This window comes from Bacteroides luti (genome assembly GCF_900128905.1).
Taxonomy (GTDB): Bacteria; Bacteroidota; Bacteroidia; order Bacteroidales; family Bacteroidaceae; genus Bacteroides; species Bacteroides luti.
Map to the genome: position 1 here is coordinate 351,343 of NZ_FQTV01000002.1, position 24,285 is coordinate 375,627.

The window sequence follows — 24,285 nt, forward strand, 5'->3', positions numbered from 1 at the left end:
TAGCATAATAATACTATTTCTGTGAGATAATAGTGTAATCCTGATAGTCGAAGTTCAATCATTTGATAAATATGTACAATACGTTGAGATAATAGTTCTATTTCTTAAATTAAAATATGTGTAATTTTGCAAACGAAAAAAAGGACTAATACCCAAACTAATAAAATGAATATCAAAAGAACATTATTATTGTTAGCGTTATCGCTATCGTTATCTTTATCGTTCGCTCAGAATCTGCAGAAGGGTGACTACGGTTATCTCTATTGCCACATGGCTGACAATGGCGAATGGACAGCTTACGCACTTAGTCGCGATGGCATTCACTATCATGACTTGCTTGATGGTAATGCTGTGATGGATCCCGCTGTTACGTCACCTATCGAGGGTGGTGCCCGCGATGCCTACATCTGTCGTAAGTCTGACGATGACAAGGGGTACCTGATGGTGACTACAGACATGTGTAATCGTATATCGAAGTGCTGGTGGAACTACGGCATCAATCTGATGAAGAGCGATGACCTGATTCACTGGACTACCACTACATTTGATTTTCGTAAGGGTCCGGAGATATTCTGCGACCCGGAAAGTCCGGATCCTGTTACTAAGTCCGGAGCGGCATGGGACTGGAAGAAGATCAACCGTGTGTGGGCTCCACAGGTTTTTTGGGACCCATCGTACAAGTGGAAGGATGGCACTAAGGGTGGATATTTTGTGTATTATTCCATTTGGAGCACAAATGAGGACGATGGGTATGACCGCATGGTGTATTCGTATGCTGATCGTTCGTTCACTAAACTTACCAAGCCCCGTGTACTCTTTGACTGGGGATATGCCACCATCGATGCTGACATCAACTATCTTGAGAGCGACCACAAGTATCATATGCTCATCAAGAAGGAAGGTGGTCATCCTGGTATCTTCCACACAAAGGCTAAGTCGTTGCTTGGTCCTTGGCCAGAGCCTGACGAAGGGGATTTTGTGAATTTCGAGGGCAACAAGAAGTGCGAGGGGGCAAGTGCCTTCCAGCTTATTGGCGATGACGAGTGGCGTGTGGCATACGTTCAGTATAGCGACCGTCCTCACAAGTATCGTATATGCAAGGCTGATAAATATCTAAAAAAATATTACGATACAGAGGACATCCAGGGTGTGAAGCATCCTCAGCACGGTTCGTTCATGCGACTGGCCAAGGAGGAGTACGACCGACTTGAGGCATGGGGCAATCGAAACCATCAGACATCTATTATCAACCATAATCCTGTGATCAACGGACTTTATGGTGATCCTTACATCATGTGGAGCGAGAAGAACCAGAAATATTATATTTATCCTACTACTGATGGCTTCAGAGGTTGGGACACACGAGATATGAATTGCTTCTCTTCAACCGATTTGCAGAATTGGAAGAGTGAAGGTAAGATCATTGAGAGCGGAAAGAACACTGCCAGTTTTGCAGAACATAATTTCTGGGCACCTACGTGTATTGAGAAAAAGATTGTGACAAAGAAGAAGGTTGGCAAGAAGACTGTTGAGGATGTTTCTTACAAATACTACTTTTATTATAGTGCTGACAAACAGATTGCTGTGGCTGTAGCAGACGATCCTGCAGGACCATTCATTACTATTGATACTCCAGTCGTTGGAGTTGAGCGCCCTTTGGGATTCAAGCGTGGTCAGAACATCGACCCTGATGTATTCCACGATCCTGTGAGTGGCAAGTATTACCTTTATTGGGGAAATTACTACATGGTTGGTGCAGAACTCTCAGACGACATGCTCTCTATTAAACCAGAGACTATGTTCACTCTGATCGACTCAAACGAATTCTACAGTGAAGGCACTCATGTGTTTTACCGCGATGGCAAATACTATTTTATGTGGTCGAAGAATGATGTGCGCACGCCTGACTATCAGGTGAGATATATTTCTTCCGATTCACCAACCAAAAAGCTTGATCCAAGCAAGTGTAAGATTATCCTGCAGAAGGATTCTGCACGTGGAATCTATTGCACAGGTCATCATAGCACTATATGCATTCCGGGTACAGATGAGTGGTACATCGTTTACCACCGTTTCCGCTATCCAGATGCAATAGAAAAAGGTAAGGATGCAGGTTGGACGCGTGAGGTATGCATCGACCGCATGCTCTTTGATGAGAATGGAGAGATATTACCTGTCCGTCCTACCCACGTCAATGAAGGTAGGGTACATAGAGTCAGTAATAATATTCCAAATTATTCACATTTCAACCTTCATTCCCCATTTCCTACGAAGGTAGCGATGGCGGGCGACTACGCCGATCCTTCAATCATGCGTGATGGCAAGGACTTCTACATGACTCACTCGCCAATGAACTATTCACCTGGATTGCTTATATGGCACTCTACCGACTTCGTAAACTGGGAGCCAATAGCTCGTCCTCTTATCCAGCCTAAGGATGCACTTTGGGCACCAGAGATACTGAAGCATGACGGCAAGTTCTATATCTATTATCCTTCCGCACGCAAGGAGAATTATGTGATTTGGGCCAATGATATTCGTGGCCCTTGGAGCGAGCCAATACTTACAGGTGTGAAAGGCATTGACCCGGGGCATGTGGTGACTGCTGATGGAACTCGCTACCTCTACACTGATAAGGGGGCTGTAACCAAACTTACAGATGATGGTTTTCATGCCGACGGTGTGGCTGACACTGTGTACGCTGGCTGGCAATTTCCTCGCACATGGAAGACTGAGGGCAGGAACATGTATCTTGAGTCTCCAAAGATTGTAAAACGAGGTGACTACTATTATTTGGTAAGTGCTGAGGGTGGTACTGCCGGTCCTGCAACCAGTCACATGGCTGTAGTGGCTCGCAGTAAGTCTGCTCTTGGTCCTTGGGAAAACTCACCATATAACCCTCTCGTACACACTTGGGACACTAACGACCAATGGTGGAGCCGTGGACATGGCACACTCATTGATGATGCAGAGAGCAACTGGTGGTTTGTCTATCATGCCTACCTGAAGGATATGCATACACTAGGACGCCACACGCTCGTTGATCCGATAGAATGGACAGAAGACGGATGGCCTGTCCTTGGGGAGTTAAGAGAGAAGGGTGAAAAGTCAAATGTTATGAATGCACCTAACCTGTCTTGCGATTTCACAACCTTTGATGTCAGCAAGAACGAAGCGTTCGGAGTGCTTCCATGGCAGTTTACTTTCTGGGCAGAATACACTCCTGATGCTATCGGCTATGGCAAACAAGGTATGACTGTTCTGGCAAAAGGAGATAGTATTCCTGCGGCTCGTCTCCTCCAGACTACAGCCATGGACAGTTGTTATGTGGTAGAAACTGAAATCACATCGGTGAAAAATGCTACTGCAGGATTGCTCCTCTACTACAAGCAAAACTCTTTTGCCGGTATCACCTTCGATGGCAAGCTACTCACCACTTACCGTTCTCCACCCGAATCTACCACAATAAAGGTTAAGCAAAAGAGTATCTGTCTCCGTATCACAAACCGCAAGAATATCTGCCTCTTGGAGTACAGCACCGATGGCAAAATATGGAACCAACTTGCCAGCAATGTTGATGTCTCATCCTTCAACCACAACAACTACCGTTCCTTCCTTGCTCTACGACCGACTCTTATTTCTTGGGGCAAAGGTGCAATAACCTATAAATATTTTAGGTATGAATCTAAATAATCAAAAGGGTTCACTTCGCATGTTAAGCGACTTTAAGTACAGCAGTTTTTACAAAGCCTTAAGGGCTTGTATATTTTCTATTAAGTGAAGTACGGCAACCTTCTACAGCAATCCAACCATATACACAGCAATCATCAGCGTCTGTTCGTCTTTGAGCAGATCCTTAGAGTACACAGGTAATGGTTATTGATGTGCTTGGAGAGTTTCTTGCAGAATTAGTCAAGTGAGTTGTGGGTGCTGTACCCTGCAGACTTCACTTCTATTGGACAGAGTTTGAATCCTCGTGATAGCAGGAAGCCAATCTTGTTTGGTGCTTTATACTCATTTATAATTCACTTATAGAGTATTTTAGCTCTCCCTCTTCCCATGCAGCAACAGATTAACAGCATCTTGCGGCGAACCGGCTTTGACTACAGTTCCCGAATTTACAAAGTAAATTTCATCAGCGTTTGCGATTGTATTCAATCGGTGAGCGATGATCACTTTTGTAGTGCTACTTGGTAACTGTTGCAGAATATCTTCAAGCAATTGTTCGCTTACAGTATCAATGTTAGCAGTGGCTTCGTCTAAAATAAGCAGTTTGGGCTTGCGAAGCACGGCTCTCATAAAGGCTATGAGTTGCTTTTGTCCTAAACTAATATCTTCGCTGTTCAGATTAATGGTTGTTTGTAGTCCGTTATCAAACTTATCTATTAATTCGTGCAGACCGGCTTCTTCTATTTTCTTAATTGATTCTTTTTCTGATAATTTGCTAAATTCGTCATTTCCATAGGTAATATTATCGAGTACTGTTCCTGAGAAGAGGAATGGATCTTGCAAGATGAATCCAATATTTCTGGCTCTTTCTTCCGATTTATAGCAACGTATATCTTTTCCTTCAAAGAAAATAGTTCCTTTTGTAGGGTCGTAAAGTCGGGCTATAAGTGAAGCTGTTGTTGTTTTTCCTCCACCGGTAGGTCCCACAAATGCATAAGTTTTACCTGCTTCCAGATTGAAACTGATATGCTTTAGCACTTCATTACCGTTGGGATAGGTGAATGTTACATCTTTGAATGATAGCAGATTGGACGGATCTTCAGTTTTTTTACACTCCATAACCGGAAGATTACTTTCCATGGAGAGTATATGTGATATACGATCCCAGGCTGCAAGAGCTATCTGGAAGCTTGTCCATAAAGTGGCTATACGTCTCAATGGATCATAAAAGTAATTGATATAAGTTAGAAAACTGATTAAGAACCCAACGGTGAAGCTTCCTTGCATGATAAGGTAAATACCAAAGGCCAGTACAATAAACTGTCCCACGTTTGAGCAAAAACTATATATTGGAAGGAAAACATTATTGGCCAGACCGGCTTTTACTGAAGCTTGATAATTCTTCTCATTACTTTCGTCGAATTTCTGTTTGAAATAATCGCGTCTGTTGAATGCTATGATAACTTTAAAGTTTGTCAGGTTCTCCTGAACTTCGGCACTGAGGTCGCCCATTGTTTTCATGCTTTTTTCATTCTTCTTTTTCACCCATCTGGAAGAAGCTTTGGTGAATCCCCAAAGGACGATGGCCGGAGCCAGAGCTGTGGCTCCAAGCCTGAAGTTTATACATAGTAAAGCGGTAGCTGCCCCTGCAATAAAGAACACACTATTCATAAACTGAATAAGTGATTGTGAGAAAAACAGATTCAGTTTATCGGTATCATTGTTTATCCTCGAAATTAGGTCGCCCGATTTATTCTGATAGAAGAAATCTACAGGCAATTCCTGAAGTTTCCAGAAAAGAAGATTGCGGATTTTAAAAAGCATTCTTTGTCCCACGCCACCCATCACTTTTCCCTGAATAGCTCCGGTTGCCAATACTCCCAGATAGATTAAAAGCAAGTAACAGGCAATAGTCAGCACACCACCGTACTGCTTGGTTTGCATGTACTGATTGACTGCAATACCAATCAGAAAAGGTGCTACCATATTAAGTACGGCATTAATAAGAATATTAATGGTACAGATAATGAGACTCTTTTTCTCATCTTTCAGTAATTCCCAGAACTTCTTGTAGTTAAGTTTTGTTATACTTTTCTGTTCTTCTGTATGTGATAATTTATAGTTCATAAAAATGGGTACTTTTCTGGGAGTTATATATTTGAATATACTCTGTGCAATTATTTATTAGTTCCTGGTGAGTGCCTTTCGCAATCATTTCACCTTCCATGATAAGCACTATCTGGTCGAAATTTTTAATGGACGAAACTTTCTGCGAGATAGATATAAGGGTAATTCCCGGATAATTTTCTTCGATGTTCTTTAATATTTTCTTCTCGGTTTTATTGTCTACTCTCGCAGTAAAATCATCGAGAAGAAGCACTTTGGGGTTAAGAGCCAAAGCACGAGCCAGCATAATTCGCTGCTTCTGTCCACCGGAAAGACTGGTCCCTCTTTCGCTAGCCATTGTATCAAGCTTGTTTGGGAGATTATTTACAAAGTCTCTCAGTTCGGCAGTATCAATGGCTTTCTCAAAAGATTCTTCTGTAACCTGATTGCTGAAAGCTATATTTTCTCGAATGCTCACATTAAAAATGATACTATCCTGAAAAACAAATCCTACCTGACTGTGAAATGTTTCCGCATTGTATTGGTTAACCTCGTTATCGTCGAACTTGATTGTTCCGAAATTAGGTGTAATTAGTCCGGTTAATGCATATAACAATTGACTTTTACCTGCAGCCGTAGGTCCGATAACTGCTATGCGACTACCAGCTTTGACAGAGAATGAAATATCTTTCAATGCTGGTTTACCATTATAGATAACAGAAACATTGTCTACTTCGATATTTCCGGTTATTTCTCCTGTGATTTTACCTTCTTCCACAGTTTCAGGAGCTTCGAGAACATCTTTAACTCTCTTATATGAAACACTGGCCTGAGAAATAATATTACTCATAAATCCTATCACCATAATCGGAAAAAACAGAATGGACAGGTAGCTGTTAAATGCTGCAAAATCTCCCAGAGTCATACTATCGCTTATTACAAAATGTCCTCCCAGCAATACTGTTATAAGTATGGATGCATCTGCAATGAATGATATTATCGGAATCAGGGTGGAGAAGAGTGCCACAATAGAAAGTCCTATATTCCGGGCTTCGATATTGGAATTGATAAACTTGTTGTATTCCTTTTGTTGAGCATTCATTATACGTATAAGCATTGACCCAAGAATACTTTCATTGATAACCAGATTCAGGTTGTCAATAGCTTCCCGGCTCTTTTTAAACTTAGGCTTAGCCTTTCGCATGGTGAAGTAAAATGCACCCGATATTGCTGGAATAATTATAAGAATGGCTGTAGTTAGCTGCCAGTTAATGCTGAACAGTAATATAATAACTCCGATAATTACAAATATGGACGAGATAATAGAAACTACTGCCTGTGAAACAAACTGCTTCACGGAATCTATGTCTGAAGTTAGATTCGTTAGTAGTTTTGACGGGTTGGCTTGCTGTATGTATGCAAAGCTTTGTCGCAAAATCTTGTCCGATAATTTATTGCGGGTATCTTTAGCAACCTTTTCTGCCGTGTAAGTCTGTACCACATTTTGTAATAATGTAAATACACTTATTAAGAATGAAGCTCCCAGAAAAAGAATGGCTATCAGCTTGAAATCTATTTCTCCTTTTGATAGTCCGTCTATTGTTTTTGATATGATTTTAGGGAGAATCAGATTGATTACATTACTCAATAATGCAAATGCCAGCATCATGCCGTTCATCTTTGCATAAGGTTTAAGTAAGGCAAACAAACTTGAATTACTATTTTTTCTTTCTTTCATTTTTTAAATTTTGCCCAAAATTAGGGTATTTGCAAGATATATATTGATTCGGAAGATATAAAAAATCTTTATTCATAGATAAATATATTGCAAACTTGGGGTTAATGTGGTTTTTTATAAACTTTCTTTTTTTATTTTTGTTCAAAAAAAGAAATGATGATAAGTTTAGAAACCAAACGTTTGCGTATTCAGCCTTTGACTCTCGACCAATTTGGGTTGCTAATTAAGGGGATCGATGAAATAGAGAGAGAACTGCTGTTAACTCCTTCACATGAACCACTTGATGAACATACTCAAAAGGCAATGGAGTGGCTATATAATGAAGCGCAAAAATATCCGGGAGAGTATTTGTGGTTAACCAACTGGCAGATTATTCTGAGATCGGAGAATAAATCTATAGGGAGTGCCGATTTTAAAAACTTGCCGGGAGATAATGGAGAGGTTGAAATAGGTTATGGTATAAATCACGATTACGAAGGAAAAGGATATATGACCGAAACTTTGGAAGCTATGTGTAAATGGGCTTTCGAACAGAAAGGAATTAAATGTGTGATAGCAGAAACTGAAAAAGATAATTATGCATCACAAAGAGTTTTACAGAAATGTGGAATGGAAAAATATAAGGAAACTGATACTGGATTATGGTGGAAACTGGAAAATAAATCTTGTTTTTAATAAATAGTACAAATGAACCTTAAATTGCTTGCTTTTGCATTAATCGCTACAGTCTCTTTATTTTCGTCGGCACAGAATATAGAATCGGTTATTGACGATGAAACGGGGGCTGTAAAACAACTATCTATAGCTAATGATGTGCGTAATATGAACTGGATTCTTTCAACGGATGGTTCTCAATACGCCTGGATTGGCAAACAGTATAGCTGGGGATTAGGTCGTTTTACTATAGAAACACCTGATAACATTTCTCTGTTTTCCTGGCAAAAGCCAATTGAGATTAAGAAAGAAGGTAATGTTACGGTTGTTATTTATATGGCCGGAAATATAAGAATCAGTGTTGAACGTAAACCGGTTAACGGTGATTTACTAGAAAAATATACTTTTACTAATATAGGGAAGAAGAAAGTTACATTGACGGATATCGCTATCAATACTCCTTTTAATGATAATTATCCTGATGCAAAGACCTGCTTTGATGCTCGCACCAATGCTCATATATGGACGGGTGGAAGTGCTGCTTATGTAAATGCTATGCACATGAGCGGACGTGCGCCTCACCTGGGATTAGTATTGACCTGTGGTTCTGTAACTGGTTATGAAATAAAGGAACGTCAGCGCGAGAAAGGAACGTCGAATACCAGAGGGGTGATTGTTCTTAATCCGGAATCAATAACTTTAAAACCTAAAAAAAGTTACGTACTTGCCTGGAGAATTTTTTCACATCAGGGAGAGGCTGATTTCTATGCAAAAGCTTTGAAACGTGGAATAGTATTAGGAAAAAGTAAACAATACATTTATCAGAAATATGAGATTCTTTCAGTTGAGTTCGAAAGTGAGGTAGCTTTGCAGCATCCTTATGTTACCATTAATGGAGATAAAATGGGAATTCAACGAAGTGGTAATAAGATTATCGCTCAAATACCTTCAATAAAGGAAGGGGAGATGAATTTTGAACTGAACTATAATAAAGGAAAACGAACACAGGTTTCTTGTCTTGTTATATCCGGCGAAGAAGAGCTTCTAAAAAAACGAGCTGATTTTATTATTAAGCATCAGCAGATGAATAATAAGAATGATGCCAGATATGGTGCCTATATGGTGTATGACAATGAAAAGAATGAGATATTTCTAAATAATGCTCCTTCTGTTAGTAGTAGTGACCGTGACGAAGGACGCGAACGCTTGGGAATGGGAGTGTTTCTTGCTTTGCAATATCAGCGGACTAAAGATCCGCAAATAAAGGAATCACTACTGAAATATGCCAGTTTTGTAAGGAAACTGCAGGATAAGGATGGGAATACCTGGTCGCGTATTGATCATTCAGGGCGTAATCGTGCATATAACTATCCGTGGGTAGCTAATTTTTATCTGGAAATGTTTAACATAACCGGAGAAAAGCAATTTCTTATGGATTCATATAAAACCATGCGGGCTATGTATCGTAACTTTGGTCATGGCTTTTATGCAATTGATATTCCGGTAAAAGCATATTCAATGCTAAAGAATAATCAGTTTACTTTGGAAGCGGATAGCCTGATGAATGATTACAGGCTTACTGCTGATAATTATCTGATGAATGGCTGCTTTTATCCGCGTAGTGAGGTTAATTATGAGCAGAGTATTGTTGCACCGGCAATAATTCATCTTCTTCGGATGTACGAAGTGACTAAAGAACTGAAATATCTGGATGGAGCCAAAGAACAGCTACCTTTACTGGAAGCTTTTGCCGGATTGCAGCCAAGCTATCATTTAAATGATATTGCGATACGGCACTGGGATGGTTACTGGTTTGGCAAACGTGAATTCTGGGGAGATGTATTTCCTCATTACTGGAGCACTTTGTCGGCTTTGGCATACAGTCTTTATGCTGAATGTACCGAAGATCTGTCTTATCAGAAACGTGCCGAAAATATTGTCCGTAATAATCTGTGCTTGTTTTTTGAAGATGGAAAGGCTTCATGCGCTTTTATCTATCCCAATAAAATAAACGGTAAAAAAGCGCACTTCTATGATCCTTTTGCTAATGATCAGGACTGGGCTTTGGTTTATTATTATCTTGTAAACAATAACAATTTAAATTTCAAACTTTCCCGACTATAAATTTATCAATAAGAAAAGAGATTGGTCAGCTCTCTTTCTTATTAATGAAATCTCCTGGACGAATACCGAATTGTTTCTGGAAACATTTGGAGAAATAGGATGGGTTATTGAATCCAACCATATAAGCAATTTCATTTATCCGGTATTTATTTTCAGTAAGTAACTCAGCAGCCTTCTTTAATCGAACAACCTGAATAAGCTCGTTAGGAGTGATTTCTGCCAACGTTTTTATTTTGGCGAAAAGTCCTGAACGGCTAATACATAACTGCTCTGCCAGTGAATCGATTGAGAAATCTACATTTGATATGTTCTTTTCAATAATAGTATTCATTCTGGTTAGAAATTCTTCGTCAGCATTATTCCCGGCAATACTTTTGAGTGGAACAAATGGCAGTTCTGAGAACTTTTGGCGCAGTTTCTTTCTGGATTCAATCAGGTTTTTAATCTGAGCTTTCAGGAAATTAATAGAGAATGGCTTTTCTATGTATGCATCCGCACCACAATTCATACCTTCAATCTTAGAACTAAGATCTGTTTTTGCTGTAAGCAATACCACAGGGATATGACTTAGTAGAATATTGTTTCTTAGGGCAGAACAGAATTGCAGACCATCCATACGCGGCATCATTAAGTCGCTGATAATAAGGCTCGCTTCACAGGTCTTAAGTTTCTCCAAACCATCTATACCATCTTCGGCAGTAATAATCTGATAATCTGCAGAGAAACTTTCTTGCAGGAAGTTGCGCATGTCGGCATTATCTTCAACAATTAGTAGTAATGGTTTTTCTTTATTGATAACTGGAGCTATTTCTATGTTTTGCTCAGAACTGTTAATGGTGCTTTTCAAATCGGGCATGGAAACAGGTTTTGCTGAACTGTTGTTATTTTCACCAGACAATGCGTTCTTAATTGGTAAATTAACAACAAACGAAACTCCTTTATCTTCAGCATCTTCAACAGAAATAGTTCCGTTATGGGCATCAACAAGAGTCTTTACCAATGAAAGACCGATTCCTGTTCCTGGCTTTGTATTGGATGATATCTGATAGAAAGGAAGGAAGATTTTCTCTTTCTCCTGATCGGAAATACCTGGTCCATTGTCGGTAACCTTTATTCTGAATGTATTGGCATCCGGATATGATACGCATGAAAGTTCAATTTGGCTTTCGGTGAATTTCATTGCGTTAGTAAGCAGATTGCTTACAATCTTAGTCAGTGCTTCCTGATCGATATCTGCTTCCAGCTTTTTATCAGGACAATTGAAGATAAATTCAACGCCTTTTTGTTCCAACATTGGTTTAAACCTATCGAATGTGTAAAGCAGCAGATCGTGAACATTCTGTTTGGTAAAAGAGATAGTAAGTGAACCTTGTTCAGCTTTACGGAAGTCGAGCAACTGATTTACCAATAACAGCAATCGCTGGCTGTTACGCTCTATTATATTCAGATCGTTAGAAATCTTTTCGGGAATATTAAAACCGGCATTCATTATTTTCTCAAGAGGTCCGATAATAAGCGAAACCGGGGTACGTATTTCGTGTGCTATCATTGTAAAGAAACTAATCTTGGCATCATATAGTTCCTTTTCTTTTTCCTGATTTAATTCTTTAATCTTCTCTTTGTGTTTCCTTTCGCTACGCTGATTAATGCTTCTTAATAAAAAGACAATACCTCCGGCTATAAGAATAATATATAGAATTTTAAAGCCGATAGTAAGCCAGAATGGAGGGTGGATTACGATTTTTACAGACGTTCCTTCATTATTCCAAAGTCCATCATTGTTGGAAGCTCTTACACGGAAAATGTATTCGCCTGCAGGTAAGTTTGTGTAAGTTGCTTTGTGTTGTCTGTTTACATGGTTCCATTCTTTGTCGAATCCTTCTAACTTATAGGCGTACATATTCTTCTCTGGAGTGCTGTAACTTAATGCCACGTAACTAAGGCTGAATACATTATCTTTATAGGATAAATCAATCTGATCCATTGAACTGATTGCTTTAGTCAGCGGTCCGTCTTCTCCTATTTCAACATCTTTGTTATATATCTCCAGGTTGGTAATAGCAACGGGAGGCAGACATTTATTAGCTACTACTTTTTTGGGACAAAAAGCATTAAAGCCATTGGCTGTTCCAATATAAATTTTACCTTTTGAACTTTTAAATCCTGAATTAAACATGAAAAGATCACTTAATAATCCATCGCTTTGAGTAAAAACCTGATAGACTCCGCTAATTGTATTATACCGGACTAGTCCTTTGGAAGTTGTCAACCAAAGATTGTTATTGTCTTCAATTATACAGCAAATAGTATTGCTTGGAATATTGAGAGGTATTATAGTGAAAATATCTTTAGCATAATCATATTTGCATAGACCGCAGGAGGTACCAAGCCATAGCTGTCCTTTATGATCAACGCGTAAACAGTTCATTTGACTACATGGCACTGATATTCCCTGCTCTGTTAGGGTACTGTAATTACGCCATTGATTAGTCTTGGGATTTAGTCTGAACAAACCTTTTCCCTGAGTGGCAAACCATAACAGTCCTTTATTATCTTGTGTTATGTCAATGGTAGTGGCATTAAAATGTTTTACGCGGGTAAAATTATCTGTTTTACGGTTATAAAGATTTGCTCCAGACATGCTGGCCACCCACATTCTTTTTTCTTTGTCTTTATAGATCGCATAGATACTTCCGCCATCAAGTGTCTTAGGATTAGCTTCTTCTGCATTATAATATTTAAAAATCCCGGTTTTGGTATCGAGCACATTCAGGCCTCCGGAATAAGTCCCAATCCATAGTTTATCATCATCCCAGCATAGAGCATGAGCATTATGGTAAGAAATGCTGTTTTTACCCTTTTGAGGCATATAAGCAGAGAAATATCCTGTTTGGGTGTTGAGAACATTTAGTCCGCCATCATCAGAAGCAATCCATATATTACCATTTCTATCCTCCGTAAATCGACTGATGACATTGCCATTTACTGAATTTACATATTTGGAGTGGGTATAACGTTCAAACAATCCGTTGTTTGGAGAAACATAATTCACTCCACCAAAATACGTTCCTATCCAGATACCTCCTTCACGATCTTTGAAGATGGGATAAACAAAGTTATCGGAAATGGATGAAGGATTTGTTTCGCTTGAGGTAAGCAACTGATGTTGCAGAGTCTTTATGTTGAAAAGGCTTAATCCATCATCAGAACCTATAAGCAATAAGTTGGGCTTATATTCATTTATTTCGTGAATATGTATAATTCCTCCGGGAGATTGTGGAGATAAGTAGCTAGTTACTTTCTTACTTTTTATGTCAAGTTTACACAATCCTTTATCCCATGTTCCTAACCAAAAGTTATTCTGTGAATCTTCGAAAATCTTATAGACGGAAAATGTATTCTTTTTCGTACTGTTTAACTTTAAAGGGACTATTTGAAATTGTTTTTTTGGACGATTAAAGAAGATTAGAGGACTGCTGGGTGTTTTGGGGGCAGCCCATACAAGATTGTTGTGATCAACATAAATGTAGTTGATGAAATTGTAGTTGCTTTTTGCAGAACCTTCATTTATTACATTAAATTGTTCTAATTCCCCGGAATTCAGGTTATAACAGAAAATTCCCTGACCATAAGTCGATAGCCATATATTTTTTAGCTTGTCTTCCACAATATTATTAATGGAAGACGAACAGATAACACCTTTGTTGGTTTTGGTTTCTAACCGGATAAACTTTTCGGTTGTGGGATGATAGATATAAACTCCATTATCAGTTCCTATCCATATATCCCCATTACTATCTTCAAGCAGTGTACCGACATAGTTACTGCCAATCGAATTTTTGCTGTTTGCTTTACTCCGGAATTCTTTAAATGTGTATCCATCGAAACGATTAAGACCATCTTCTGTGCCAATCCACATAAAGCCTCTTCGGTCCTGAATAATACTTCTTACTGTATTGAAAGCTAATCCATCTTCGACTTTATAATGACGAAAACTAAAAGTGTTAGCTTTAAGTTGGAACGGGATTAGTAAAATAGATATTGCGAAAATTAAGATATGTCGTTTCTTCATGGATATAGCCAAAAAATGTGAATTTAAGAGTTGTGCAATATTACTACAATTATTTTGTTTTGGACGATAATATGATCCACAAAAATGAAAAAATAGTCTAAATTAAATACAGAAATGCTCTTATATAGGGCATTCCTGTATTTAATTCTCGAAAAATCATTTTGGATTATTATTCTATTCTAATAGATTATATTTCCATTTCTCTAAGGGAATATCAATTTAATTTGTAATCAGAAATAAACCAAAAAACGTAAACCATAAACTAATCGAATTATGAAAACCAAGCTGTGTATTATATTCTTTCACAAGAAACTTATTCAACTCATAGATATAAATTGAGATATCATTTTTTAGAGTTTTGAGAATGTTATTGTAAGTGTTACTAATCTGATACCTTAATTTATTATTTATGAAACAAAATCTTCTATTTTCAATGTTGTTGTGTTTAAGTTTCCAGCTGCATGCACAGAAGAACATCTATATACCAAAAGATCTGGTGAATAATGATTTTAATAATCCCGATAGCAAATATGCTTATGCACGTATGGCTTCTACGGACAATCTCGTTATCTTTTGGGAGAAACCTTTTGGTACTAATCCTGCTGAGGCTCCTCTATTGGATGGAAAACCAATGACATGGGATGCCAATAACTTACTGCAGCGTACAGAAAGTTTCTATAAATTCTTTAGTGATACGCTGAAATTTGTAAAACCGGGTTCAAAGGCTGAACAATATAAAATGATGATCATGGTTAATTATTCGCTCGAAGGTACAGCCTATGGAGGTGATTATGATCAGCAGATTGGATCATTGTGGGTAACTCCCAATCGTATTCAGGATAAAAAATTGAATTGTATTGCTCATGAACTAGGTCATAGTTTTCAGTCTCAGATAACTTCTGATGGTCAAGGAGAGGCTTGGGGAGGAAGTGGCTTCTTCGAAATGACTTCGCAGTGGATGCTTTGGCAAGTGAATCCTTTATGGATGACCGACGAGGAGTATCATTGGAAAGCTTTTATGGATCAAACGCATCTGGCTTTTTTAAGTCTCGGCAATATTTATCATTCTCCATATGTTCTTGAATATTGGAGTGAGAAGCGAGGATTACCGTTTATTGCAGAGATGTTTCGTCAGGGTAAAAAAGGAGAGGATCCCGTGATGACTTATCAACGAATGACCGGACTAAGTCAGCTGCAATTCAATGATGAAATGTTTGATGCATACAGACACCTGATAACCTATGATATGGATCGGGTACGTGAGGTTGCCAAGCCTTATGCTAATCGTTTTACCTGCAAGCTCGATACGTTAGATAACGGATGGATGCAGATAAACAAAGAACGCTGTCCTCAGAATTACGGATTTAATGCTATCCGTTTGAATATTCCTTCACCTGGAAAGAAAGTAACTGTTTCATTTAAAGGTATTGCCGGAGCTGAAGGTTTCAATAAGGTTAATATAGATAAAGCCGGCTGGCGTTATGGCTTTGTTGGTTTGAAAAAGGATGGGACAACAATTTATGGTGCTGCCGGCAATCAGGCAAAAAGGCAGATTTTATTTAAAGCTCCCAAAGGAGAACCTTTGGCTTACCTTTGGTTGGTTGTGATGGGAGCTCCTACAGAACATTGGATGAATCCTGATGCTATTCCTAATATGAGCGAAAACGAACACGAAAAAACAGCTACTCAAGCTGATGCTGAGTGGCCTTACCAAATAAAAATACAATGAACAATATTATCTCTTTTATAAAAAGTGGAATAAAAGCAGGAACATTAACTGCCTGCTTATTTATTTCGCCTGCAATTGCACATGCTGCAGAAAGTATATCACTTTTATCGCCGGATAAACATATTCAGGTAAGTATACAACTCGGTGATACGCTTAGCTTTAGTATTATTCGAGATAGAGCTTTGGTGTTGGCTAAATCAACGGCTTTTCTGGAATTTGCTAATAATAAGAATGCTTCTTTAGGATTAGCTCCACGCCTTAAAAGCAAGGAGTATAAAAAGATTGAGGAACAGATAGATGCTCCTTTTTATCGTTGCAGCCAGTTCGTTTCTGCATGCAATGAACTAAATTTAAAATTTCAGAATGGTGGAATTATCTTCCGTGCCTATAACGAGGGAGTTGCTTATCGTTTTTATACAAATTCCAAAGAGGAAGTTATTATAAAGAATGAAGGAGCTGATTATCATTTTCCGAAAGATTATACAGCCTATCTTCCTTATTCAACAAATGACAGGAAACCAATGGCTATGGCTTACCAAAACACCTATGATGTTGCACCTTTATCTAAAGTTCAGCAGAAACTGGCTTTTCTTCCTGTAACAGTTGATGAAGGTAACGGCCTGAAAGTTACATTACTTGAATCGGATTTGGAGAATTATCCAGGAATGTTTGTAAAGTCGGATACTTTAAAGACTAATCTGAAAGGTGTGTTTGCTCCTTATCCTGCCAAAACAGACTTTTATCCATGGCGCAAGCAGGAATATGTCACTGAAACCTATGATTATATTGCGCGTTCTAAAGGTAATCGTGTGTACCCGTGGAGAGTATTTGCCATTACAACTAATGACACAGATATGCCTGTCAATAATCTGGTTTATGCATTGGCTTCACCTAATCGTATTGGAGATACTTCATGGATAAAGAGTGGTAAAGTGGCTTGGGACTGGTGGAACGACTGGGGATTGAAAAATGTTCCTTTTAAGGCTGGAATTAATACTGAAACATACAAATATTATATTGATTTTGCTTCTAACCATGGATTGGAATATATAGTTCTTGATGAAGGATGGTATGCTCCAAAGAGTGGAGACATGCTTACTGTAGTGAAGGATATTGATTTGCCGGAATTGATTAGTTATGGTAAAAAGAAAGGTGTGAATATTGTACTTTGGACAGTTTTCAATGTGCTGGATAATCAGTTGGAAGCAGCTTGCAAAAAGTATTCGGAAATGGGAGTTAAAGGTTTCAAGGTCGACTTCCTTGATCGGGATGATCGGACTGCCGTTCAAATGATTTATCGGATTGCCGAAACTGCAGCTAAGTATCATCTTATACTCGATTATCATGGAATTTATAAACCCACCGGCATGAACCGCACTTATCCTAATGTGATTAACTTCGAAGCTGTTTTTGGAATGGAAGAAGCTAAGTGGAGCACTCTTGAAAAGAATATGCCGCTTTACGATGTTACCTTCCCTTATATTCGTATGATGGCTGGATATGTAGACTTTACGCCGGGAGCTATGCGTAATGCTACTAAAAATGATTTCCAACCTGTATATTATAACCCGATGTCAATGGGAACACGCTGTCATCAGTTGGCAATGTATCTTGTTTATGATTCTCCTTTTACCATGCTGGCCGACTCTCCAAGTAGTTATTTGGCAGATGAACCATGTACTGATTTCATTTCTTCGTTGCCAACAGAAGTCGATGAAACCCGTGTGCTGAGTGGTGAGATGGGTAAATACATTGTTACTGCCCGCAAAAAGGATATAAACTGGTACATAGGTGGTATGACTAATTGGGATGAGCGTGATGTTATCTTAGATTTCTCTTTCCTTGGAAAGGGAGAAGTTTATCGTGCCACTCTTTATAAAGATGGTGTGAATGCAAACAAAGATGCTTCCGATTATCAGGTAGATACTTTGATGATTAAAAAAGGAGATGTACTAAATCTACATTTGGCTTCCGGAGGTGGTTTTGCTTTAACTTTGGAACGCGACTATGCTTGCCGGATGAAACCAATTGTTCCACCTGCTGGCAAATTCGATCCGTTTTATAAGAAATACTTGAATGCGAATGGCTTTCCCGTTATTTCTTCAGAAAAAGTAAGTGATGAGGCTCTTGCCAAGGCTAGTGAAATTGTTTCTTTGATGCTTTCCAAATGTACCAAAGCGCGTGAATATATGATTAAAAAGGGTTGCCATGTGATGGTTATCGGTGCTACTGAAGAGACATGTGATATCCCTGAATTCAAACATATCTGTAATTGCAAGGACAGCATTAAATACTGGAATTGGCGTGCCCGTGGATTTGGTGGAACACCTGAAGATGAGTTTTCGTCAAGCTGTGGAGAAGAGAACCTTCTTTGTCTGCCACGTGATAAATATACCGGCGAAAATATTCTTATTCACGAATTTGCTCATCTTATTGATTTTGTAGGTCTTCGGGGTACTGATCCGGAATTTTTTAATAAGCTGAATCAGACTTACAATCATGCAAAAGAGACAGGACTTTGGAAGGATACTTATGCCATTTCAAATGTGGAAGAATATTGGGCTGAGTGCGTTCAGAGTTTTTTCAACTGTAATCGCTGGAGCGAAGAAGCCGACGGAGTTCACGGGAATGTTAACCGCCGCATAAAATTGAAGGATTATGATCCAGAAATGTATAATCTGATCAAACAGTACTTCTACGAGATTAATATTCCGATTAATAATAAAATACATCGATAATGAGAATAAAGCATCTTCTTTTACTGACTCTTTTGGTTTGCCTGAACGTGCAGGCCAAGACGAAAGGTCAGCAAACGGCCTGGAACTCTCCACAAGCCGGGAACCCTATTATACCGGGATACTTTGCAGACCCAACCGTTAGAAAGTTTGGCGATACTTATTATATTTATGCCACAACAGACGGAAATGGCGGTGGCCTTGGACCTTCTCAGGTATGGGTTTCCAAAGATTTTGTAAACTGGACCATTATGCCGATGAACTGGCCAACTACCTATCATATCTGGGCTCCGGATGTAATGAAAGGTAAGGATGGCAAGTTTTATATTTATTATTGCGAACCGTGTAAGGTTTATACCGGTGTGTCTGAAACGCCGCGCGGACCGTGGAAGAACTATCTTGGCAATGATACTACCGTTTTTGTGCCTGACAGGTTTGTAAAAAACGTAATCACTCTCGACGGACAATCTTTTGTTGACGATGATGGCTCTACTTACCTTTATTGGGGAACATGGGGCATCTACAAAGATTTTGGATGTGGGGTTGGCAAACTGACTCCCGATTTGAAAGGTTTCTCCGACAAAAGGATTATTCCTAATACTCAGGTTACGGACTTTTTTGAAGCTCCGTTTATGATTAAAAAGGATGGAATCTATTATTTTACTTATTCATCAGGGCATTGCGAAGATCATACTTACAGAGTGCAGTATGCAACAAGTAAAACCGGACCGATGGGGCCTTTTGTCTATGCTAAGAATAATCCAATTCTGGCAACAAATGCTGATAGTACCATTCATGGACCGGGGCATCACAGTATTCTTCAGGAAGGAGATAATTATTATATTGTCTATCACCGCCACAATATTCCTTGCTCTACAAGAGGTATGCACAGACAGATTGCTGTCGATAAACTGATCTTTACGAAAGACGGACAGATAGAAAAAGTAGCAGCCGGGCACAGTGGTATTGGTTATCTGCAACCTTCAACCAATCCATTCCCAAATGTAGCTCTAGGCAAAAAGGTTAAAGCATCTTCTTATTATGGAGAATCGTTTAAACCCGAATATGCTGTCGATGATAATAACGCAACTCTTTGGCGTCCAAGAACCAGTGGCAAGGAATGGATTGAGATTGATTTGGAAAGAGAATATGATATCCGTAGGATATGGACGCAGTTTGAGTATCCTACTTCTTATTATCAATACATGATTGAAACGTCTGTTGATGGAAAGCAATGGAGTATATTTTCTGATAAACGTAACAATAAACTTGCCGGAAGTCCAATGACTGATTTCGGTGAGGCTCGTGCCCGCTATGTCAGGTTAACTGTTACTGGAAGTGAAAAGACCGGAATGATAGGAGCTATCTGGAATATTAAAATATTTGAGGGAAGCAAGATGGACCCTCCTCAGAAGTTGGTACAGGTTACACCGTCATCTTTCGTAAAAAAGGTTTGTGACAAAACGAATAAAGAGTATAACTGTTGGGAAAATAACAACGGAATGTTGGCTGGAAGCTTTATCGCAAACGGAAATATTTCAATGATTGAAAAAGAGAGTAGGGGAGCTATTCATATTCCTGCAAATGCTTGGTTGGAGTCTATGTTTACCATGCCTCAAAGCTTCTATACATCACAACCATACACCGTTTCTTATCATGTTTACGGAACGATGAAAGAGGTGCTGAATAAGATTGTAAGCTGGGATTCTAAACAATCAAAGAGTCTGGCATCCCTCAAGAATAAAGAAACAAAAGCCTCAGCATGGCATTATGTATCTCTTACTTCTGATGGGAAAAAGGAATCTGTTTATATGGATAATGTACTTGTTTCTTTGGGCAAAGCAGCGAAGACGAGTAAGAAATGCCAGAAGCTAGTGATTGAAGGAGGAGAAAATGGAGTTATTATCTCCGATCTCAGGATTTACAACTGGCAGTTGGCTGTGCCAGAGATTATGTTCGACGCATCATTGCAGGATGAGGCTCCGGTTAAACCAGTCTCAATAAATAAAGAAATGCTTGTCGATATCAATGCTGATAATTATATGCCCGGAGTTTCACTTCGACAGATAGAAAACAGACAAGGTACCAAGGGAGGATTCAGATCACTTGCTTCTCCAATTTCCGTTGAACGGAAAAATAACCGTTTGGCATTTGCTTTTAATGGTGCACAAGAGTTCCAGTCAAGCTTTCAGTTACCAGAGTCTTTCTCGGACAATTCACCATATTCCATTACGGCATGGGTGCTGAATCCGGAAGTTGAAGTCAACGAATGTATTATCGATCTGATTCCTGCGCAAGGCGAACTGGAAAAAATTGCTTTCGGATGGGGAGCAGAACCTCGTAACGGAGTAATCTGTCACAATGGTTGGTTCGAAGATTCGGGTATTCCAGAATTGAAAGGCTCGGGAGAATGGAAACATATTGCCATTACTTACGATGGTTATATGGAGAAGATTTTTATTGATGGCAAGCTGGTTAAACAGAAAGATATTGTGTTGCGATTGCCACGAAGCCCGTATGTTACACTTGGACGAACTGCTGAACATGAATGGCCGTTTGCCGGATGGCTTCACTCACTGAAAGTATATAACTATACTTTGAATGAAACAGATATTACAACCGAATTTACTTCGGATAAGCGTAAAGTGGATTAAATTGAGCTATAATTAGAATAATATTATTCTGATACGCGAAAATATTTGATTACTTTTATGCCTTTTAAAAGTAGAGGTTATAATGATATAGAGTATTCTTCTTGAATGAAAATAATTAGATTAAGATGATGATAGTGAACAAAGAGTATGCTGCTTTGAGCTCTTGTTAAAATGGAACTCAAAGCTAGCTTACCCCAAAACCGGGATTAAGTAAAAAGAACTTTTCAGTTAAATTCTCTATAGAAGTTGTTTTTGGAAAAAGGTGTACGCCTATTAAAATTATACTCTACTCTAAACAGATATAAGGTGTACACCTTTATGATAAAACAACGCCAGTAGATTACTTAACTAACAAGATAAAGCACATTAGATAACGATTGATAATAAACAAATACTGAAGAACCATGAAAAAACAATTAGCCGTAGCACTATTAAGTCTGAGCATAGCAATGCAGGCACAGATTAAACAAAGTGGCGGATATCCAATTACTCCAGTACCTTTTACATCGGTTAAGGTAACAGATTCCTTTTGGGGACAGCGTCTTAAGGCGAGCCGTGAAGTGACTATTCCTTTGGCATTCAAGAAATGCGAAGAAACAGGGCGGTATGAAAACTTTGTAAAGGCTGCTCATCCTAGTGAATCTTATAAGGTGGAAGGTTTCTCTTTCGATGATACCGACGTCTATAAAACGATAGAAGGAGCAAGTTACTCCATGCAGACTTTTCCCAATAAAAAGTTGGCTAAATATATTGATAGTGTATTGGTTATTGTTGCAGCAGCACAGGAACCGGATGGTTATCTTTACACCTCACGCACTATGAACCCTAAGCATCCTCACGAATGGGCTGGTAGCAAACGTTGGGAAAAGGAAGAAGTACTTAGTCATGAATTATACAATCTTGGACACATGATTGAGGGTGCCATTGCTCACTATCAGGCTACAGGAAAAAGAAACTTCCTTGATATTGCCATAAAATACGCGGATTGTGCGGAAAGATCCATTGGAGATAAACCGGGACAGGTTACTGTTGTGCCGGGACATCAGATTGCAGAAATGGCGCTTGCCAAACTTTATGTGCTAACCGGACAAAAGAAATATATAAATCTGGCTAAGTTCTTACTGGATAAACGTGGATATACAGAAAATAAAGAAGTGTACAATCAGGCATATAAACCAGTACTGCAACAGGATGAGGCTGTAGGCCATGCTGTTCGTGCGGCTTACATGTACTCCGGTATGGCAGATGTTGCAGCTCTAACAGGAGATAAAGGTTACATTGATGCCATCGATAAAATATGGGATAACATTGTAAACAAGAAACTATATATAACTGGCGGAATTGGAGCGACCAGTAATGGTGAAGCTTTCGGCGAAAATTATGAATTACCTAATATGTCTGCCTATTGTGAAACCTGTGCAGCTATCGGGAACGTTTATCTAAACTATCGTTTATTTCTGTTACACGGTGAAGCTAAATATTACGATATTCTGGAACGTACTCTATATAATGGCTTAATCTCCGGCGTATCTTTAGATGGCGGTGGTTTCTTCTATCCAAATCCATTGGAATCCATCGGTCAGCATCAACGTCAGCCTTGGTTTGGTTGCGCTTGTTGTCCGTCAAATATATGCCGTTTCATTCCTTCTATACCGGGATATATCTATGCGGTTCATAACAACGATGTGTATGTAAACCTTTTCATGGCCAATAGTTCTGATTTGAAAGTGAACGGTAAGAATGTAACTCTGAAACAAAGCACTAGTTATCCTTGGAATGGTGATATCAAACTGGAAGTATCTCCTAAAGGCAAACAGAATTTTGCAATGAAGATTCGTGTTCCGGGATGGGTTCAAGGCTCTGTTGTTCCTGGAAATCTTTATAGTTATACAGATAAAAAGACACTTGGATATACAGTAAAAGTAAATGGTAAAGTTGTAGAAAGCAATATAGAAAAAGGATACTTCACTATTCCCCGCACATGGAAAAAGGGAGATGTAGTAGAGGTTCATTTCGATATGGAGGTACGTACAGTAAAAGCTAATCAGCAAGTGGAAGCCGATAGAGGAAAGATTTCAGTAGAACGCGGACCGCTGGTTTATTGTGCTGAATGGCCTGATAATGATTTTAGTATTCAAAGTGTTATAATGAATAAGAAGCCTGTATTCACAGTTGAAAAGAAGTCTGATCTACTTTATGGAATTGACATGATTCAGACAGATGCTCAGGCTTTAAATTATGATGATAAAGGAAAACTTATTGCTAAAGACGTAAAACTTAACCTGATTCCTTATTATGCATGGGCACACCGTGGAAGTGGGGATATGGCTGTTTGGTTGCCAATAGACCTGAACGCAACTCGTCCTGCCATGCCTCCAACCATTGCTTCCGAAAGCAAAGTTTCTGCATCACACAATGTAAAATCAATATCAGCAATCAACGACAGACTTCTTCCGAAAGATGGGAATGACAAATCAGTACCTTATTATCATTGGTGGCCGAAAGAAGGATCTACTGAATGGATTGCTTACGATTTCGGCGCAGAAAAAACTGTATCCAGATCTTCTGTATTCTGGTATGATGATGCTCCCTGGGGCGGATGCCGAGTTCCAAAAACATGGAAACTATATTATAAAAATTCTGCTGGTGAATGGACTCCTGTAGAAAACTCTTCGGCTTATGGTATTGAAAAAGGAATTAGTAATGAAGTTATATTTAAACCGGTAACGACCAAAGAACTAAAACTCGAGATTAATCTTCCGGAAAAGAATTCTGCCGGTATTTTTGAATGGGAAGTAGAATAG

General features: G+C 38.9%; 10 protein-coding genes and 1 pseudogene. 8 read left to right on the forward strand and 3 right to left on the reverse strand.

Annotation, left to right across the window (positions count from 1 at the left end; translation table 11 throughout):
- Positions 1-165: 165 nt before the first annotated feature.
- Together BUC21_RS16575 and BUC21_RS03235 are read left to right on the forward strand one after the other, a co-directional pair.
- Positions 166-1,212, forward strand: a pseudogene (locus tag BUC21_RS16575) (glycoside hydrolase family 43 protein); the annotation flags it as partial.
- Between the two features lie 48 nt (positions 1,213-1,260).
- On the forward strand, positions 1,261-3,693 hold the full coding sequence (locus BUC21_RS03235; protein ID WP_262483228.1) for a family 43 glycosylhydrolase: 2,433 nt from the start codon (positions 1,261-1,263) through the stop codon (positions 3,691-3,693).
- A 348-nt stretch (positions 3,694-4,041) separates the two neighbouring features.
- Here the strand turns inward: BUC21_RS03235 and BUC21_RS03240 are convergent, their stop codons facing one another.
- Together BUC21_RS03240 and BUC21_RS03245 are read right to left on the reverse strand one after the other, a co-directional pair.
- Positions 4,042-5,796, reverse strand: a complete 1,755-nt coding sequence (locus BUC21_RS03240; RefSeq protein ID WP_073399100.1) for an ABC transporter ATP-binding protein — start codon at positions 5,794-5,796, stop codon at positions 4,042-4,044.
- The gene (locus BUC21_RS03245; RefSeq protein ID WP_073399102.1) at positions 5,786-7,513 is read right to left on the reverse strand and encodes an ABC transporter ATP-binding protein; all 1,728 of its coding nucleotides are present in this window, start codon (positions 7,511-7,513) and stop codon (positions 5,786-5,788) included. The genes BUC21_RS03240 and BUC21_RS03245 overlap by 11 nt, the downstream gene beginning before the upstream one ends.
- Positions 7,514-7,666: 153 nt before the next feature.
- Here BUC21_RS03245 and BUC21_RS03250 point away from each other — a divergent pair, with 153 nt between their 5' ends.
- Both BUC21_RS03250 and BUC21_RS03255 read left to right on the forward strand, forming a co-directional pair.
- The gene (locus BUC21_RS03250; RefSeq protein ID WP_245797051.1) at positions 7,667-8,188 is read left to right on the forward strand and encodes a GNAT family N-acetyltransferase; all 522 of its coding nucleotides are present in this window, start codon (positions 7,667-7,669) and stop codon (positions 8,186-8,188) included.
- A 12-nt stretch (positions 8,189-8,200) separates the two neighbouring features.
- Positions 8,201-10,291, forward strand: a complete 2,091-nt coding sequence (locus BUC21_RS03255) for a six-hairpin glycosidase (protein WP_073399106.1) — start codon at positions 8,201-8,203, stop codon at positions 10,289-10,291.
- 25 nt (positions 10,292-10,316) lie between these two features.
- Here the strand turns inward: BUC21_RS03255 and BUC21_RS03260 are convergent, their stop codons facing one another.
- The gene (locus BUC21_RS03260; RefSeq protein WP_073399108.1) at positions 10,317-14,363 is read right to left on the reverse strand and encodes a hybrid sensor histidine kinase/response regulator transcription factor; all 4,047 of its coding nucleotides are present in this window, start codon (positions 14,361-14,363) and stop codon (positions 10,317-10,319) included.
- Positions 14,364-14,772: 409 nt separating this feature from the next.
- On the opposite strand from BUC21_RS03260, the gene BUC21_RS03265 reads away from it, so the two are divergent.
- The 4 genes from BUC21_RS03265 (at position 14,773) to BUC21_RS03280 (ending at position 24,285) form a co-directional block, all read left to right on the forward strand.
- Complete coding sequence (locus tag BUC21_RS03265) at positions 14,773-16,092, forward strand: DUF6055 domain-containing protein (RefSeq protein WP_073399110.1); 1,320 nt, start codon at positions 14,773-14,775, stop codon at positions 16,090-16,092.
- Positions 16,089-18,830 carry a glycoside hydrolase family 97 catalytic domain-containing protein gene (locus tag BUC21_RS03270; RefSeq protein WP_073399113.1) on the forward strand — a complete coding sequence of 914 codons (2,742 nt, stop codon included), beginning with the start codon at positions 16,089-16,091 and terminating at the stop codon, positions 18,828-18,830. The genes BUC21_RS03265 and BUC21_RS03270 overlap by 4 nt, the downstream gene beginning before the upstream one ends.
- Positions 18,830-21,481: a family 43 glycosylhydrolase gene (locus BUC21_RS16285; protein WP_073399115.1), complete on the forward strand. Its 2,652-nt coding sequence runs from the start codon at positions 18,830-18,832 to the stop codon at positions 21,479-21,481. The genes BUC21_RS03270 and BUC21_RS16285 overlap by 1 nt, the downstream gene beginning before the upstream one ends.
- A 404-nt stretch (positions 21,482-21,885) precedes the next feature.
- Entirely contained in the window at positions 21,886-24,285 is a 2,400-nt protein-coding gene (locus tag BUC21_RS03280; protein WP_073399118.1) for a glycoside hydrolase family 127 protein, read from the forward strand.

Coding starts and splice junctions, on each gene's coding strand:
- BUC21_RS03240 (WP_073399100.1), bottom strand. CDS start 5,796: ATGAACTATAAATTATCACATACAGAAGAACAGAAAAGTATAACAAAA.
- BUC21_RS03245 (WP_073399102.1), bottom strand. CDS start 7,513: ATGAAAGAAAGAAAAAATAGTAATTCAAGTTTGTTTGCCTTACTTAAA.
- BUC21_RS03255 (WP_073399106.1), top strand. CDS start 8,201: ATGAACCTTAAATTGCTTGCTTTTGCATTAATCGCTACAGTCTCTTTA.
- BUC21_RS03260 (WP_073399108.1), bottom strand. CDS start 14,363: ATGAAGAAACGACATATCTTAATTTTCGCAATATCTATTTTACTAATC.
- BUC21_RS03280 (WP_073399118.1), top strand. CDS start 21,886: ATGAAAAAACAATTAGCCGTAGCACTATTAAGTCTGAGCATAGCAATG.
- BUC21_RS03265 (WP_073399110.1), top strand. CDS start 14,773: ATGAAACAAAATCTTCTATTTTCAATGTTGTTGTGTTTAAGTTTCCAG.
- BUC21_RS03270 (WP_073399113.1), top strand. CDS start 16,089: ATGAACAATATTATCTCTTTTATAAAAAGTGGAATAAAAGCAGGAACA.
- BUC21_RS03250 (WP_245797051.1), top strand. CDS start 7,667: ATGATGATAAGTTTAGAAACCAAACGTTTGCGTATTCAGCCTTTGACT.
- BUC21_RS16285 (WP_073399115.1), top strand. CDS start 18,830: ATGAGAATAAAGCATCTTCTTTTACTGACTCTTTTGGTTTGCCTGAAC.